Origin of the sequence: Haloarcula rubra (genome assembly GCF_019599465.1) — an archaeon.
GTDB classification, from domain to species: Archaea; Halobacteriota; Halobacteria; order Halobacteriales; family Haloarculaceae; genus Haloarcula; species Haloarcula rubra.
In genome coordinates this window covers 76,858-91,396 of sequence record NZ_RKLR01000005.1, presented here as the reverse complement: position 1 = coordinate 91,396, position 14,539 = coordinate 76,858, and the positions used below count along the sequence as shown (strand labels likewise).

Sequence of the window (14,539 nt, the reverse complement as noted above, 5' to 3'; positions counted from 1 at the left end):
AAAACCCTTTCCATCCGAGAATAAAACGTCAGCACCCTTTTTGAAACGTTTCGCGGCCTCTCTGCCGTCTATCCGTGCTAGAGCAATAGGGGGATTTTTGTACTCTCACCATCAACCCGGTGGTGATGCGAGTCCTCCCTGCCCTCCTCGTCGCACTGCTGTTGGCCAGTGCGACGGCGGCCCCCGCCGCTGCCTGGGACGCGACGCCGGCGCAGTCGGTTCAGGAGACGTCAGTCTCTCCGCGTATAACTCCGATTCCGAACACGACGAACCACCTCGCCATCCCCTCCAGCGAGGTTCAGTCGTCCGGGTTCAACGAGACCGGCGTCGACGTCAGCACGGCGGTGGCGGCCGGGTCCCGACAGCTCCACCAGCGTCACGAGGCGTCGGCGTTCGAGAAGCGGTTCCGGCGTGCCGACTCGGAGTTCGAACGACGGCAACTCGTCCGCGAAACGATGTCGGACGCCGAAACCAAGGCGGCCCAGCTCCAACGACGCCAGCAGACGGCCGTCCGTCGCTACGCCGCGGGCGAGATATCCGAGAGCGAACTGCTCCGCGTCCGCGTGCTCGTCGACGCGGAGTCACGCGTCCTGCTCGACACGCTCGACCGCATCTCGTCGGCCCAGCAACTCGAACCCGACTACTCGATGACCAGCGGCATGGAGACTCGTCTGCGAAACGTCGAGGGGAACTTACAGCTACTGCACGGGCCGGTCAGCGAGCAGGTGCGCGCGAGCGTCGCGGGTGCCGCCGACCCGAGCGTCGTGTACGTCGAAGGCGCCACGGAGGGGTACATGCTCGCGACCGTCGACGACGACGCGTACGTCCGCGAGACGTATCTCGGCAGCGAGCGGCGACCGACGGAACCCGACCAGTTCGTCGAGGGGACCTCCGAGGATACGAACCGTCTCGACCTGGCCGACAACCGCGCCTCGGAACTGTACACGTGGCTCTACGAGCGCCAGCGGCCGAGTTTCACGTACTACGGCACCTCCGGTATCTACGAACTGACCGCCAATCACCCCACCGGCAGACTCACTGCCTACCTCGACGGCGGGACGACGAACGTCTTCTACGAACTCCAGCACCGCCAGTTGGCGACCGTCCAGCCCACCGACTCCCAGCAGGCGGTCAACGGGTCGCTCCGCTTGCAGGTCCAGCGAGCGTATCAGACCGGCCCCCTCTACGTCTCGGCCACGAACAACGAGACCGGGTCGCCGGTCGGAGTGACCGTGCACGTCGACGGCCACCGCGTCGGTGCCAGCGGGGCCGACGGCGTCCTCTGGACCGTCGAACCGCGCGGGCAGTACACGGTGACAGTGACGGCCGCCGACGGCACCCGGACGTCGGTCACCGTGCCGGCACGGTAGTCACCGGTTGGTAACCGGGTCGTAACTGCCCGATGAACGAGACCGACCAATCGGCAACGTCGACCTACTCCGGCACGTCGGCGATGGTCGTAATCGCGCGTGGACTGCCCGGCCGAGACTGCCAGACCACCTTTTTTCCCGTTCGGGTGGCCTGCGGCCACCACTCACGGCAAAAACGTGGGCGAAAAAGCGAGACTCGCTTCGCTCGTCTCGGGCCAGTCACGTCGGCCAATCGGCCTACTCCGGCACGTCGGCGATGGTCGTAATCGCCCGCGGACTACCGGGTCGGGACTGCTGGATGTGGTGTTCGAACTCCTCGTAGCCGGCGGCCTCGAACATCCGGTCGGCCTCCGCCTCGTCGTAGAACAGCATGATGGCGTCGGCAACCTTCTGGAAGATGGAGGAGTTGGGGTAGTCCGGGCCGACGATGAGAACCTTGCCGCCGGGTTTCGTGATGCGGCGACACTCTTCGAGCGCGTCGACGGGGTTGGGCCAGTACTCGATAGAGCCCGACGACCAGACGACGTCGAAGCTATCGTCTTTGAACGGGAGCCGTTCGGCGTCGCCCATGTGGAACCGCACGTCCCCGTGTTTGCCGAACTTCTGGTAGGCCTTCGAGAGTTGGTGGGGGCTCTGGTCGAGTCCGTACACGGTGTCGACGTGCTGGAGCAGTCCTTCGGTGGCGAAGCCGGTGCCACAGCCGACGTCCAGAACGCGGTCCTCGGGGGTCAGGTCCAGCATCTCGATGGCCTCGTCACGCATCCGCTCGTCCCAGATGAATGGGTTGATGGTATCGTACACCTTCGAGAGATACTTGTAGAACGTCCGCGCGCGGGCTTTGTTCTCGAGGACTCCCATTACCCACTCGTTAGGGGTTCGCGGTCATAATTCCCCGGATTTCGGTCTGGGGCCGCCCGCCGGTCCGATTCGTCGGGTGCCAGTCTCTCTCACGCAGGCGCGCAAACTTCGCAACTACCAAATAGCCGCTCTAGCAACGAGCACACGATTAGAGAATGCCACGGCCAGAAGTTCTAGACCGGATAAAGGAGGCCGAGCAGGAGGCCGACGACATCGTCGCTGAGGCCGAAGAGTACCGCGAAGAGCGGCTCGCAGAGGCCCGAGAACGGGCCGACGAGATCCGAGAGGAGGCCGAGGCGGAGGCCCAATCGGCGGCCGACGAGCGTCTCGAGGACGCTCGCGAGGACATCGAGGCCGAGCGCGAGGAACTCATCGCCGAGGGCGAGGAGGCCCGCGCCGAACTCGAAGAGCAGGCCGAAGGCCGTACCGACGAGGTGGTCGAATACGTCACAGACCTGTTCGAGGAGGCGGTACATGCTCAGACCTGAGAAGATGTGCCGCGTCTCGATGACGGGGTCGAAGCGTGTCATGGAGCAGGCTATCGAGGCGGTCCACGACCTCGACATGCTCCACGTCACCGAGTACGATGGGTCCTGGGAAGGGTTCGAACCCGGGAACCCGGTCGAGGGGGCAGACTCTGCCTCCGACCAACTCGTCACTGTCCGGTCGCTGCAGTCCATCCTCGGCGTCGACGAGGAGGACGCCGGCCCGACGCGGCTCGTCACCGACGACGCGCTCGAAGAGGACCTCGAAGAGGTCCGGACGCAGGTCAACGAACTCGACGACCGACGTGACGACGTCCGCGACGACCTCCGGGACGTAGAGGAGCGCATCGACACGATGGAGCCGTTCGTCACGCTCGGTATCGACCTCGACCTGCTCCGTGACTACGACTCGCTCTCGGTCGCCGTCGGCGAGGGCGACGTCGACGAGGTGAAGATAGCGCTGGCAGACAGCGACGTCGACACGTTCGAGGTCCGGTCCGAGGACGACGTCGTCGCCGTCTTCGCCAGGACCGACGAGAGCACGCTCCAGGACGTGCTCGTCGGCGCGACGTTCTCGCAACTCGAGGTGCCCGAGGGCGACGGTGACCCGTCGGAGTACCTCGAAGAACTCCAGCACCAGAAGCAGAAGCTCGAGTCCAAACTCGCGACCGTCGAGGACGAACTCGACGACCTCCGACTCGACTACGCGGGCTTCCTGCTGGCCGCGGAGGAGAAACTGGCCATCGAGGTCCAGAAGGCCGAGGCACCGCTGACCTTCGCGACGACGGAGAACGCCTTCATCGCCGAGGGGTGGATTCCCAACGACAGCTACGACGAGTTCGAGACCGCCGTCGAGGCCGAGGTTTCGGAAGCCGTCGACATCGAGAAACTCGAAGTCGCCGAGTACGACGACGGCCACGTCCACTCCCGTGAGGAAGTCGAACACGAGGGCGGCGACGGCGGGAGCGCCGAAGAGGAGGGCGCCACCATCACCGAAGCCGACGACACCTCTCAGGAGGCCGTCGCCGACGGCGGTCTCGTGACGATGAGCGCCGACGAACCACCGGTCATCCAAGACAACCCGCGCGGAGTCCGGCCGTTCGAGGACCTCGTCGAGGTCGTCAACCGCCCGAAGTACGGCGAGTTCGACCCGACGGTCGCGTTCTTCCTGACGTTCCCGGCGTTCTACGGGTTCATGATCGGTGACCTCGGGTACGGGCTGCTGTACTTCCTCGCTGGATACTTCCTGTACTCGAACGTCGACAGCGACGTCCTGAAGAGTCTCGGCGGCGTCGCGATGTGGGCCGGTGGGTTCACCGCGCTGTTCGGTATCCTCTACGGTGAGATATTCGGCTTACACACGGTCGGTGAAGTGCTGTTCGGCGGCAGTCCGCCGATGCACAAAGGCCTCCAGCCTCACTACGCCGACTACGCGCTGGCGTGGCTGACGCTCAGTCTGCTGGCCGGGATGGTTCACCTCGCGGCTGGCTGGATATTCGACTTCGTCGAGAACCTCGGCCACGGGCTCTGGGACGCCGTCACCGAGAGCGGGTCGTGGCTGTTGATGCTCTTCGGTCTGTGGGGGTGGGTGTTCTCCGGCGCGAACGGCGCCGCACCCGACTTCCTCTACACCGCCGACGCCGGCGTCTTCGCCGGGAATCCCTACGCCTTCGGGTTCGCCGGTGTGCCCGCAATCAACCTCTTCGAGCTACCGCTGCTGGGCGCGCCGTTCTCGGCGTGGCTCGTCCCGTTCTTCGCGGGACTCGTCCTGCTGGCACTCGCGGACCCTATCGAAGTCGTCGAGTTCCTGAACGTCCTCGTGAACGTCCTGTCGTACACGCGACTGGCCGCAGTGTTGCTCGCGAAGGCCGGGATGGCCTTCGTGGTCAACCTGCTGTTCTTCGGGGCGTACACTCACGACGGTGAGTTCCACTTCCTCATCGGACACGGTCCCGAGTGGGCTATCGCCGAGTACGGGCAGGAAGCCATCATGTTCCCCGGTCTGATGCACTCGGGTATCGCCGGCGTCGTCGGTGGCCTCCTCGTCCTCGTGCTGGGCCACGTCCTCGTCCTCGTGCTGGGTGTCACCAGCGCAGGCCTGCAGGGTGTGCGTCTCGAGTACGTCGAGTTCTTCGGCAAGTTCTTCGAGGGCGGCGGCAAGGCCTACAACCCGTTCGGCTACGAGCGGACCTACACGACCGACGACTGAGCGCCCGCCGCTTCTCTTTATCGCTGCTGTTCCCACGAGGGTAGCGTCTGCGCCGGTTCCGTCTGACAGTCGGCTGGTACCAGCCCACAACCCCACCCGAGAGAGGGACTAAACCGGTCGAACAGCGTCTCGCCGAACAGTTTTGGGAACCTTTATGAACTCCGTGGCGTCACATACGCCTGTTCGGACACGAGCAACCCCACAGAGGACTTCAACAACATGATTGAAACTATCGCACTCGTTGTCAACGCTGTACTGCAGGAAGGTACCACCGGCGCCGCGCCGGCAATCCCGGCTTCCGCCGCTGCCGCCCTCGCCGTCGGGCTGGCCGCGCTCGGTTCGGGGTACGCAGAGCGCGGTATCGGTGCCGCCGCAGTCGGCGCCATCGCCGAGGACGACAGCATGTTCGGTCGTGGCCTCATCCTGACGGTCCTGCCGGAGACACTCGTCATCCTCGCGCTGGTCGTCGTCTTCGTCGTCTAAACTACACCCCCTTTTCCAACAATGAGCCTTGATACAGTCGTAGAGGACATCCGAGACGAGGCCCGCGCGCGTGCAGACGAGATACGCGCCGAGGCCGACGAGCGTGCCGAGGAGATAATCTCCGAGGCCGAGGCCGACGCCGAGCAGATCCACGAGGACCGCGAGGCCGAAGTCGAGCGCGAGATAGAGCAGGAACGCGAGCAGCGTCTCTCGTCGGCGAAACTCGAGGCCAAGCAGGCCCGACTCGGCGCCCGCCGTGACGTCTTAGAGGACGTCCACGACGACGTCGAACAGGCCGTCGCCGACCTCGACGGTGACCGTCGCGAGGAGTTGACGCGCTCGCTCGTCGACGCCGCCGCCGAGGAGTTCGACGACGGCGACTCGCTTCGCGTGTTCGGTCGTGCCGACGATCAGGCCCTCATCGAGGATATCCTCACCGACTACGACGACGCAGAGTTCGCCGGGGAACACGAGTGTCTCGGCGGTGTGGTTGTCGAGAGCGAGGCCTCCCGCGTCCGTGTGAACAACACGTTCGACTCCGTGCTGGAGAGCGTCTGGGAGGACAATCTGAAAGAAATCAGCGACCGACTCTTCGAAGCACAATGAGCAGCCAAGGGACGGCAAAACGCGGCCGGAGCTCGAATTACGAGTACGTCATCGCTCGGGTTCGCTCCCGTCGTGCCTCGCTGTTCGACGACGACGACTACCGCAAACTGGTCCGCATGGGGACGGGCGAAATCGCCCGCTTCATGGAGGAGACCGAGTACGAGTCCGAGATGAACGCGCTGGGCTCACGGTACTCCGGCGTCGACCTCGTCGAGTACGCGCTGAACCGCAACCTCGCGAAGCACTTCGAGGACTTGCTCCGCTGGTCGGAGGGCGCCCTGTACGACTACATCGCCCGATACCTGCGGAAGTTCGACGTCTGGAACGTCAAGACGGTCATCCGTGGCCTCTACGCCGGCTCGGACGCCACCGAGGTCGAAGACGACCTCATCCGCGCCGGCGAGTTCAGCGAGCGTCGTATCGACCAGCTACTGAACGCCGGCTCTATCGAGGACGTCGTCGAGCAACTCGACGACACCATCTTCGGTGACCCGCTAGCGGCGGCCTACGAGATATACGAGGAGACCGAGGTTCTCGTCCCCCTCGAGAACGCCATCGACCGCGCGTTCTACGAGACGCTGCTGGACGGGCTGCCGGACAACCCGGAGATAGACAGTCCGACCGGCCTCTACATCGAGTTCCTCGAAGCCGAAGTCGACTTCCGGAACCTCCGGAACGCCCTTCGGCTGGCACGGAGCGGCGCCGACGTCGACCCCTCCGAGTACTACATCGAGGGAGGCAAGCTGTTCGACGAACAGTCGCTCGCACAGCTCGCGTCGAACTTCGACGGACTGGTCGCCGCCGTGCGCGAGAGCACCTACGGCGACGACCTCGACCAGGCCCTTGGCGACCTCGAAGACGCGGAGAACCTCGTCGAGTTCGAGCGGGCACTGGACGCGGCGCTGCTGGAGTACGCCGACAAGCTCTCGAACCGGTACCCGCTGTCGGTCTGCCCGGTGCTGTCGTACATCCTCGCGAAGGAGCGCGAGGTCGACAACATCCGCGCCATCGCACGTGGTCGGGAGGCCGGCCTCGGACCCGACGAGATCGAACAGGAACTGGTGATACTATGAGCCAGGAGATAGCAGTCATCGGGAGCCCGGAGTTCACGACGGGGTTCCGACTGGCAGGCGTCCGCAAGTTCGCGGACGTGCCCGCAGACGAGAAGGACGAGCAGCTGGACGGCGCCGTCGAGGAGATGCTCACGGACGACGACGTCGGCATCGTCGTGATGCACGACGACGACCTATCGCATCTCTCCCGTGGCGTCCGGAAGGACGCCGAGACGAGCGTCGAACCCGTCTTGGTGACGCTCGGCGGCGGCACCGGTAGCGGTGGACTGCGTGAACAGATCAAACGAGCCATCGGTATCGACCTGATGGACGAAGACTAACTATGAGTCAAGCAACAGAATCCGACGTCCGCGAGGACGGTATCATCGAAAGCGTCTCGGGACCGGTCGTAACGGCTCGAGACCTCGACGCCCGGATGAACGACGTCGTTTACGTCGGTTCGGAAGGGTTGATGGGCGAGGTCATCGAGATCGAAGGCAACATCACCACCATCCAGGTGTACGAGGAGACGTCCGGCGTCTCCCCGGGTGAGCCAGTCGAAGGGACCGGCGCACCCCTCTCCGTGGACCTCGGGCCGGGGATGCTCGACGCCATCTACGACGGCGTCCAGCGCCCGCTCGACGTCCTCGAGGAGAAGATGGGCTCGCCGTACCTCGACCGCGGTGTCGACGCGCCGGGTATCGACCTGGAGAAGACCTGGGAGTTCGAGCCGACCGTCGAGGAGGGCGACACGGTCGAGTCCGGCGACATCGTCGGCACCGTCCCCGAGACGCCCAGCATCGACCACAAAGTGATGGTCCCGCCCGACTACGAGGGTGGCGAGGTCACCGCGACCGAGTCCGGGAACTTCACCGTCGAGGAGACGGTCGTCGAACTGGACAACGGCGAGGAGATCCAGATGCGTCAGGAGTGGCCGGTCCGCAGTCAGCGCCCGGCCAAGGATAAAGAGACGCCGACGGAACCGCTCATCTCCGGCCAGCGCGTGCTGGACGGCCTGTTCCCCATCGCGAAGGGCGGGACGGCCGCCATCCCCGGACCGTTCGGGTCGGGGAAGACGGTCACCCAGCACCAGCTCGCGAAGTGGGCCGACGCGGACATCGTCGTCTACGTCGGCTGTGGCGAGCGTGGCAACGAGATGACCGAGGTCATCGAGGACTTCCCGGAACTGGAAGACCCCATCACGGGCAACGCCCTGATGGACCGGACCTGCCTCATCGCGAACACGTCGAACATGCCCGTCGCGGCGCGTGAATCCTGCGTGTACACGGGTATCACCATCGCGGAGTACTTCCGCGACATGGGGTACGACGTGGCGCTGATGGCCGACTCCACCTCCCGGTGGGCCGAGGCCATGCGCGAAATCTCCTCGCGTCTCGAGGAGATGCCCGGCGAGGAGGGGTACCCCGCGTACCTCTCGGCTCGCCTCAGTGAGTTCTACGAGCGCGCCGGCTACTTCCAGAACATCAACGACACCGAGGGCTCCGTGAGCGTCATCGGGGCCGTCTCCCCGCCCGGTGGGGACTTCTCGGAACCGGTCACCCAGAACACGCTGCGTATCGTCAAGACGTTCTGGGCGCTGGACGCCGACCTCGCCGAACGCCGGCACTTCCCCTCTATCAACTGGAACGAGTCGTACTCCCTCTACCGGGACCAGCTCGACCCGTGGTTCGTCGAGAACGTCCGCGAGGACTGGCCGGAGACGCGCCAGTGGGCTATCGACACCCTCGACGAGGAAGCGGAACTGCAGGAGATCGTCCAGCTCGTCGGGAAGGACGCGCTGCCCGAGGACCAGCAGCTCACGCTGGAGATCGCCCGCTACCTGCGCGAGGCGTGGCTCCAGCAGAACGCGTTCCACCCGACGGACACCTACTGTGAGCCCGAGAAGACCTACCGCATCATGGACGCCATCAAGACGTACAACGACGCGGCCTTCGAGGCGCTCGAAGCCGGCGTCCCCGTCGAGGAGATCACCGACATCGACGCCGCACCGCGGCTCAACCGTATCGGCGTCCAGGAAGACTACAACGAGTATATCGACGACCTAGAGGACGACATCACCTCCGAGATCCGGGAGATGTACTAACAATGAAAGAGTATCAGACAATCACAGAGATCAGCGGACCGCTGGTCTTCGTCGAGACCGACGAGCCCGTCGGCTACGACGAGATCGTCGAGATCGAGACCGGCGACGGCCAGACCCGCCGTGGCCAGGTGCTCGAATCCGCGAGCGACTACGTCGCCATCCAGGTGTTCGAGGGCACGGAGGGTATCGACCGCAACGCCTCCGTTCGCTTCCTCGGCGAGACGATGAAGATGCCCGTCACCGAGGACCTCCTCGGGCGGGTCATGGACGGGACCGGCCAGCCTATCGACGGCGGACCCGAGATCGTCCCCGACGAGCGACAGGACATCGTCGGCGCAGCCATCAACCCGTACTCGCGTGAGTACCCCGAGGAGTTCATCCAGACGGGCGTGTCGGCCATCGACGGCATGAACACGCTCGTCCGCGGGCAGAAACTGCCCATCTTCTCGGCGTCGGGGCTGCCCCACAACGACCTCGCACTCCAGATCGCCCGACAGGCGAGTGTGCCCGAAGAGGAAGAGGGCGACGACGAGGACGGCTCCGAGTTCGCCGTCATCTTCGGCGCGATGGGTATCACGGCCGAGGAGGCCAACGAGTTCATGGACGACTTCGAGCGCACCGGTGCACTCGAACGGTCGGTCGTCTTCATGAACCTCGCGGACGACCCGGCTGTCGAGCGGACGATCACGCCGCGACTCGCGCTCACCACAGCCGAGTACCTCGCCTTCGAGAAGGACTATCACGTGCTGGTCATCCTGACGGACATGACCAACTACTGTGAGGCGCTCCGAGAGATCGGTGCCGCACGTGAGGAGGTCCCCGGCCGGCGTGGCTACCCCGGGTACATGTACACGGACCTGGCCCAGCTCTACGAGCGGGCGGGCCGTATCGAGGGCCGCGAGGGGTCTGTCACCCAGATTCCGATCCTCACGATGCCGGGCGACGACGACACGCACCCCATCCCGGACCTGACCGGCTACATCACCGAGGGCCAGATCTACATCGACCGCGACCTCAACAGTCAGGGCGTCCAGCCGCCGATCAACGTCCTGCCGTCGCTGTCGCGCCTGATGGACGACGGTATCGGCGAGGGCCTGACCCGCGCCGACCACGCCGACGTCAAAGACCAGATCTTCGCCGCCTACGCGGAGGGTGAAGACCTGCGCGACCTCGTGAACATCGTCGGTCGCGAGGCGCTGTCGGAACTCGACAACAAGTACCTCGACTTCGCGGACCGCTTCGAGGACGAGTTCGTCGACCAGGGCTTCGACGAGGACCGCGACATCGACGAGACGCTCGAACTCGGCTGGGACCTGCTCTCGATGCTCCCGAAGGACGCACTCAACCGCATCGACGAGGAGCTCATCGAGGAGCACTACCGCGAGGAAGAGCAGGCCGAAGAAGTCGCCGCGGACTGACCGGCCGGAGTCGTCGCCCTTCTGCCGACCGCCGTTCCGGTCGCCGCCGGGGCCGAACGGTTCGCCGATTCTTCGACGGGACTCGCCACCGCCCGAACAGTCGGAGCGATACCCGGTCCGCAATATTTGTCGACCGTTACCGAACTGTTTGGGTACATTAAACTTCACTTGTGGAGTCTAAAGTACGGATGCACTATGCCACAACCAGGAGGCGAATCGATATGGCTTTGGCTCGGCACAGCAGGCATGTTCCTCGGCATGCTGTACTTCATCGGCCGAGGGTGGGGAGAGACCAACGAACGGCGACAGAAGTTCTATATCGCCACGATACTGATAACGGCGATAGCGTTCGTAAACTATCTCGCGATGGCACTCGGGTTCGGGCTGACGATAATCGAGTTGCCCAACGACCCCGAAGCGCCCATCTACTGGGCACGGTACACCGACTGGCTGTTCACGACGCCGCTGTTGCTGTACGACCTCGGGTTGCTCGCCGGGGCGGACCGTAACACCATCGCGACGCTGGTCAGCCTCGACGTGCTGATGATCGGCACCGGCGTCCTCGCGACGCTGTCGGCCGGGAGCGGCGTCCTCTCGCCCGGCGCCGAACGCCTCGTGTGGTGGGGTATCAGCACGGCGTTCCTGCTCGTGCTGCTGTACTTCCTGTTCAGTTCGCTGTCCGGTCGGGTCAGCGACTTGCCGAGCGACACACAGAGCACGTTCAAGACGTTGCGGAACCTCGTGACGGTAGTCTGGCTGATATACCCGGTCTGGTGGCTCGTCGGCACCGAGGGACTCGGTCTCGTCGGCATCGGTATCGAGACGGCCGGGTTCATGGTCATCGACCTCGTCGCGAAGGTCGGCTTCGGGTTCATCCTCCTGCGGAGCCACAGCGTCCTCGACGGCGCCGCGGAGAGCGCGCCGACGGGCGCGACGCCCGCCGACGACTAGGGTGACTCGAGCGGAGCGAGGACGCCGCTTCGAGCGGTCCTCGCGTCGATAGAACGGTAGACCGCGGGGACTCACTCCGAGTCCCGTCGCGGGGATGGTGGGCAGTGACGGCAGACCGCCTCCATCCGGCTAACCAGCCGTCGCGGGGCTCGACGACAGGCGTCGCGCAGTGCCCGACGAGCGGTCGACCCCCGCTTTTTCGCCGTCCACACCGGATAGCCACCGCTATCGCCCCGGGCCGACTGAAAACGGTTAACTGGCTACGCCCGAAACGGCCCGGTAATGGCGAAGGACGTCAAACCCACCCGGAAGAACTTGATGCAGATAGAGGACCGCATCGAGCTCTCCGAGCGTGGGCACGACACGCTGGAGAAGAAGCGTGACGGCCTCATCATGGAGTTCATGGACATCCTCGACCAGGCACAGGACGTCCGTGACGACCTAGACGACTCCTACGACCGCGCACAGCGTGCCATCAACATGGCCCGTGCGATGGAGGGCGACGTCGCCGTCCGGGGCGCGGCGGCCGCACTGAAAGAGCACCCCGAACTGACCACCCAGTCGAAGAACATCATGGGCGTCGTCGTCCCGCAGATCGACTCGAAAGGCGTCCGCAAGTCGCTGGACGAGCGCGGATACGGCGTGATGGGGACCTCCGCCCGCATCGACGAGGCGGCCGACGCCTACGAGGAACTCATCGAGAACATCATCCTCGCGGCCGAAGTCGAGACGGCGATGAAGAAGATGCTAGAGGAGATAGAGACGACGAAGCGCCGTGTCAACGCGCTGGAGTTCAAACTGCTCCCGGACCTCTACGACAACAAGGAGTACATCGAGCAGAAGCTCGAAGAACAGGAGCGTGAGGAGATATTCCGGATGAAGAAGATCAAGGCCAAGAAGGAGGAAGAGGAGGACGCGCTCGCCGCCGAGGAAGAAGAAGACGAGGAAGTCGAACCGCTGGCCGCGGACGACTGAGGCCGGTACGCCTATCCACACGCCGTCCGTCTGTTCTCTATGTCCTGTGCCGAGTGTGGTGGCGAGACGCTCGCCGTCCCAGTGCCCGCCGAACTCCGCGAGTACCTCCCCGGAAACGCCACTGGCGCGACCATCTGTCGGATCTGTCTGGCGATGGGGCCGTCCGAGGACCCGCCCGAGTCGACGCCCGACTTGACGACGCTCGACGACGCGATGCCCAGCGACGCCGCGGCCGGCGTCCCGATGGTGCTGTTGCTGGGGTTGCTGGACTCGCTGGCGCTCCACCGACAGGAGATCACGGCGCTGCTCGAACGCGTCGAACGGGCCGGGACCGACCCGCTGCTCGTCGTCGACCGACTGGCCGACAGCTACGGCGACGACGCCCACGTCGACCTCGCGCGCCGACGCCACCAGCTCGAACAGTTACTCTGAACTGAACCTCACTAGTTAGGTACAACGAGTTAGTGGTGACGGCGACTGTATCCAAGTGCAGTATCCGAGCGTGTGTATCCCTTCGCGGACGGGCGGTCTCCCCACTACCCCCACTACGCCGTCCCGTCCACCCCCGTTCCCCATTCTGACTCCCCGACCAGCGTCGTGGCAGTCGCGTCTCAGTTCGTATCGTCACCACCGGACAGGACGGCGACGACGCCGTCGCCGCCGACCGACCCGGAGACCGTGCCCGTGCGTTCGTCGACCGTCGCGTTCGAGCGACGCGTCCAGTTCCCGGCCGTCCACTGCCAGAGTGCGACGCGCTCGCCCGTCCGCGTGACTGCCTGCCGGTCGTAGCCGAGACGAACGTCGACCGTGGCGTTGCGCCCGTCGGCCGTTCCGATACGCACGCTGTCGCTGACAACAGTCGTGTTCGCTGGCGAGACGGGTGGTGGGGACACCACGGCTACCCGCTCGACCCCGCTGGTCCAGTCGACCGTCGTCCGGGTACCGAGGCGGACGTTCTCGGCGACGACGCCGCCGACGGCACTCCTGCTCAGGTAGGCACCGCCACCGTTGTCCCGAACCGTCACGTTCCTGAGGCGGTCCGCGTTCGCGGGGTCGCTCAGGACGCCGGGGCCGCTGTTACCCACCACCGTCGCGTTCTCGACGACGTTCCGGTCGCTGTCGGCGAACTCGATACCGGGGCCGCGGTTGGCCATCACGCGCGCCTCGGACAGTCGGTTCCGGGCGACGGACGTCGAGAAGTAGACACCCTCGTCGTCGTTGTCGACCGCAGTCACACGGCGGAACGTCCCGTTCGTGACCTCCTGTGCCAGATACAGGCCGGTGTCGTCGTTCCCGGCTACCACGATATCCGTGGCGCGGACGTCGGCCGTCTCCCAGAGGACGAGTCCGTCGGACCCGCCGGTCGCGGTGACGTTGCGGAGCGTCGACCCGTCGGCGTCCAGCAGACGGACGCCGAACCGGTTGCTGCTCGCGGTGACGTTCCGGAGCGTCGCCCGGGGACCGTCGCGGGCGAAGACGCCGAACGCGACGCCGGTCCCCCAGCCATCGACGCGCACGTCACGGACGGTGACGTTCGACAGTTCGGGGCCACGGCGGCGCTGGTCGGCGGTCCCGTTGAACACGAGGATGCCGGTCCCGTTGGCGGTCCCGCTCCCAGTGACGGCGTGCCCGTTCCCGTCGATGGTCACGTCGTCCGACCGGACGTACAGACAGACGCCCGTCTCGGCCGAGAGGTTCGCGGTCAGTTCGTACCGGCCGGGGTCGTCGACCACGGTACACGACGACACCGGCGTCCCACCGTCGGTCGACTGCTGTGCGAGGCCCGTGCCGGCCAGTGTGAGGCCGACACACAGCCCGAGTCCGAGGAGACAGTACAGCACGGCAGTGCCGGGTCCCGCGGCCGGTTTGCGGCGCATACCGTTCGGTCAGGTAGCGGCCGTATTGTTATCGAGGCGCCACTCCGAGTAGGACCATCTTTGGGCCGCCCGACGGTCGGTCCTCGCCGTCGACCGGTCGGTAATCGGTGCTTAGCTGTCGAAAATCCGGGTCGCGGACGGTGCCGACGGG

The 14,539-nt window shown here is 65.3% G+C and carries 14 protein-coding genes; 12 read left to right on the top strand and 2 right to left on the bottom strand.

Going from position 1 to position 14,539, the window contains the following annotated elements; genetic code table 11:
- Nucleotides 1–125 precede the first annotated feature (125 nt).
- Nucleotides 126–1,370 carry a DUF7096 domain-containing protein gene (locus EGH21_RS13785; protein ID WP_220619066.1) on the top strand — a complete coding sequence of 415 codons (1,245 nt, stop codon included), beginning with the start codon at nt 126–128 and terminating at the stop codon, nt 1,368–1,370.
- A gap of 237 nt (nt 1,371–1,607) precedes the next feature.
- On the opposite strand, the gene EGH21_RS13780 is transcribed toward EGH21_RS13785, so the two are convergent.
- Nucleotides 1,608–2,228: a methyltransferase domain-containing protein gene (locus tag EGH21_RS13780; RefSeq protein ID WP_220619065.1), complete on the bottom strand. Its 621-nt coding sequence runs from the start codon at nt 2,226–2,228 to the stop codon at nt 1,608–1,610.
- 155 nt (nt 2,229–2,383) lie between these two features.
- Between EGH21_RS13780 and ahaH the strand changes: the two genes are divergently transcribed.
- From ahaH to EGH21_RS13725, 11 genes are all read left to right on the top strand, one after another.
- Complete coding sequence (gene ahaH, locus EGH21_RS13775; RefSeq protein ID WP_220619064.1) at nt 2,384–2,716, top strand: ATP synthase archaeal subunit H; 333 nt, start codon at nt 2,384–2,386, stop codon at nt 2,714–2,716.
- Nucleotides 2,703–4,922, top strand: a complete 2,220-nt coding sequence (locus EGH21_RS13770) for a V-type ATP synthase subunit I (RefSeq protein ID WP_220619063.1) — start codon at nt 2,703–2,705, stop codon at nt 4,920–4,922. Before ahaH ends, EGH21_RS13770 begins: the two co-directional genes overlap by 14 nt.
- 219 nt (nt 4,923–5,141) lie before the next feature.
- Complete coding sequence (locus tag EGH21_RS13765; protein WP_166966611.1) at nt 5,142–5,405, top strand: F0F1 ATP synthase subunit C; 264 nt, start codon at nt 5,142–5,144, stop codon at nt 5,403–5,405.
- A 21-nt stretch (nt 5,406–5,426) separates the two neighbouring features.
- Nucleotides 5,427–6,011: a V-type ATP synthase subunit E gene (locus tag EGH21_RS13760; RefSeq protein WP_220619062.1), complete on the top strand. Its 585-nt coding sequence runs from the start codon at nt 5,427–5,429 to the stop codon at nt 6,009–6,011.
- Nucleotides 6,008–7,084: a V-type ATP synthase subunit C gene (locus tag EGH21_RS13755; RefSeq protein ID WP_220619061.1), complete on the top strand. Its 1,077-nt coding sequence runs from the start codon at nt 6,008–6,010 to the stop codon at nt 7,082–7,084. Before EGH21_RS13760 ends, EGH21_RS13755 begins: the two co-directional genes overlap by 4 nt.
- Nucleotides 7,081–7,404 carry a V-type ATP synthase subunit F gene (locus EGH21_RS13750; RefSeq protein WP_220619060.1) on the top strand — a complete coding sequence of 108 codons (324 nt, stop codon included), beginning with the start codon at nt 7,081–7,083 and terminating at the stop codon, nt 7,402–7,404. The genes EGH21_RS13755 and EGH21_RS13750 overlap by 4 nt, the downstream gene beginning before the upstream one ends.
- Nucleotides 7,405–7,406: 2 nt before the next feature.
- On the top strand, nt 7,407–9,167 hold the full coding sequence (locus EGH21_RS13745) for an ATP synthase subunit A (protein ID WP_220619059.1): 1,761 nt from the start codon (nt 7,407–7,409) through the stop codon (nt 9,165–9,167).
- A 2-nt stretch (nt 9,168–9,169) separates the two neighbouring features.
- Nucleotides 9,170–10,585 (top strand): ATP synthase subunit B, encoded by a 1,416-nt coding sequence (locus EGH21_RS13740; protein WP_220619058.1) that lies wholly within the window; start codon nt 9,170–9,172, stop codon nt 10,583–10,585.
- 195 nt (nt 10,586–10,780) lie between these two features.
- Nucleotides 10,781–11,536: a bacteriorhodopsin gene (locus EGH21_RS13735; protein WP_220619057.1), complete on the top strand. Its 756-nt coding sequence runs from the start codon at nt 10,781–10,783 to the stop codon at nt 11,534–11,536.
- 282 nt (nt 11,537–11,818) lie between these two features.
- Nucleotides 11,819–12,511, top strand: a complete 693-nt coding sequence (locus tag EGH21_RS13730) for a V-type ATP synthase subunit D (RefSeq protein WP_220619056.1) — start codon at nt 11,819–11,821, stop codon at nt 12,509–12,511.
- Nucleotides 12,512–12,550: 39 nt separating this feature from the next.
- Nucleotides 12,551–12,943, top strand: a complete 393-nt coding sequence (locus tag EGH21_RS13725; RefSeq protein WP_220619055.1) for a DUF6276 family protein — start codon at nt 12,551–12,553, stop codon at nt 12,941–12,943.
- 179 nt (nt 12,944–13,122) lie between these two features.
- Here EGH21_RS13725 and EGH21_RS13720 read toward each other — a convergent pair whose 3' ends face one another.
- Complete coding sequence (locus EGH21_RS13720; protein WP_220619054.1) at nt 13,123–14,388, bottom strand: right-handed parallel beta-helix repeat-containing protein; 1,266 nt, start codon at nt 14,386–14,388, stop codon at nt 13,123–13,125.
- Between the last annotated feature and the right edge of the window lie 151 nt (nt 14,389–14,539).

Bases quoted from the DNA above. Each gene is read 5' to 3' on its own strand.
- EGH21_RS13740 (WP_220619058.1), top strand. From the start codon at position 9,170: ATGAAAGAGTATCAGACAATCACAGAGATCAGCGGACCGCTGGTCTTC.
- EGH21_RS13760 (WP_220619062.1), top strand. From the start codon at position 5,427: ATGAGCCTTGATACAGTCGTAGAGGACATCCGAGACGAGGCCCGCGCG.
- EGH21_RS13745 (WP_220619059.1), top strand. From the start codon at position 7,407: ATGAGTCAAGCAACAGAATCCGACGTCCGCGAGGACGGTATCATCGAA.
- EGH21_RS13765 (WP_166966611.1), top strand. From the start codon at position 5,142: ATGATTGAAACTATCGCACTCGTTGTCAACGCTGTACTGCAGGAAGGT.
- ahaH (WP_220619064.1), top strand. From the start codon at position 2,384: ATGCCACGGCCAGAAGTTCTAGACCGGATAAAGGAGGCCGAGCAGGAG.
- EGH21_RS13725 (WP_220619055.1), top strand. From the start codon at position 12,551: ATGTCCTGTGCCGAGTGTGGTGGCGAGACGCTCGCCGTCCCAGTGCCC.
- EGH21_RS13785 (WP_220619066.1), top strand. From the start codon at position 126: ATGCGAGTCCTCCCTGCCCTCCTCGTCGCACTGCTGTTGGCCAGTGCG.
- EGH21_RS13755 (WP_220619061.1), top strand. From the start codon at position 6,008: ATGAGCAGCCAAGGGACGGCAAAACGCGGCCGGAGCTCGAATTACGAG.
- EGH21_RS13750 (WP_220619060.1), top strand. From the start codon at position 7,081: ATGAGCCAGGAGATAGCAGTCATCGGGAGCCCGGAGTTCACGACGGGG.
- EGH21_RS13770 (WP_220619063.1), top strand. From the start codon at position 2,703: ATGCTCAGACCTGAGAAGATGTGCCGCGTCTCGATGACGGGGTCGAAG.
- EGH21_RS13720 (WP_220619054.1), bottom strand. From the start codon at position 14,388: ATGCGCCGCAAACCGGCCGCGGGACCCGGCACTGCCGTGCTGTACTGT.
- EGH21_RS13730 (WP_220619056.1), top strand. From the start codon at position 11,819: ATGGCGAAGGACGTCAAACCCACCCGGAAGAACTTGATGCAGATAGAG.
- EGH21_RS13780 (WP_220619065.1), bottom strand. From the start codon at position 2,228: ATGGGAGTCCTCGAGAACAAAGCCCGCGCGCGGACGTTCTACAAGTAT.
- EGH21_RS13735 (WP_220619057.1), top strand. From the start codon at position 10,781: ATGCCACAACCAGGAGGCGAATCGATATGGCTTTGGCTCGGCACAGCA.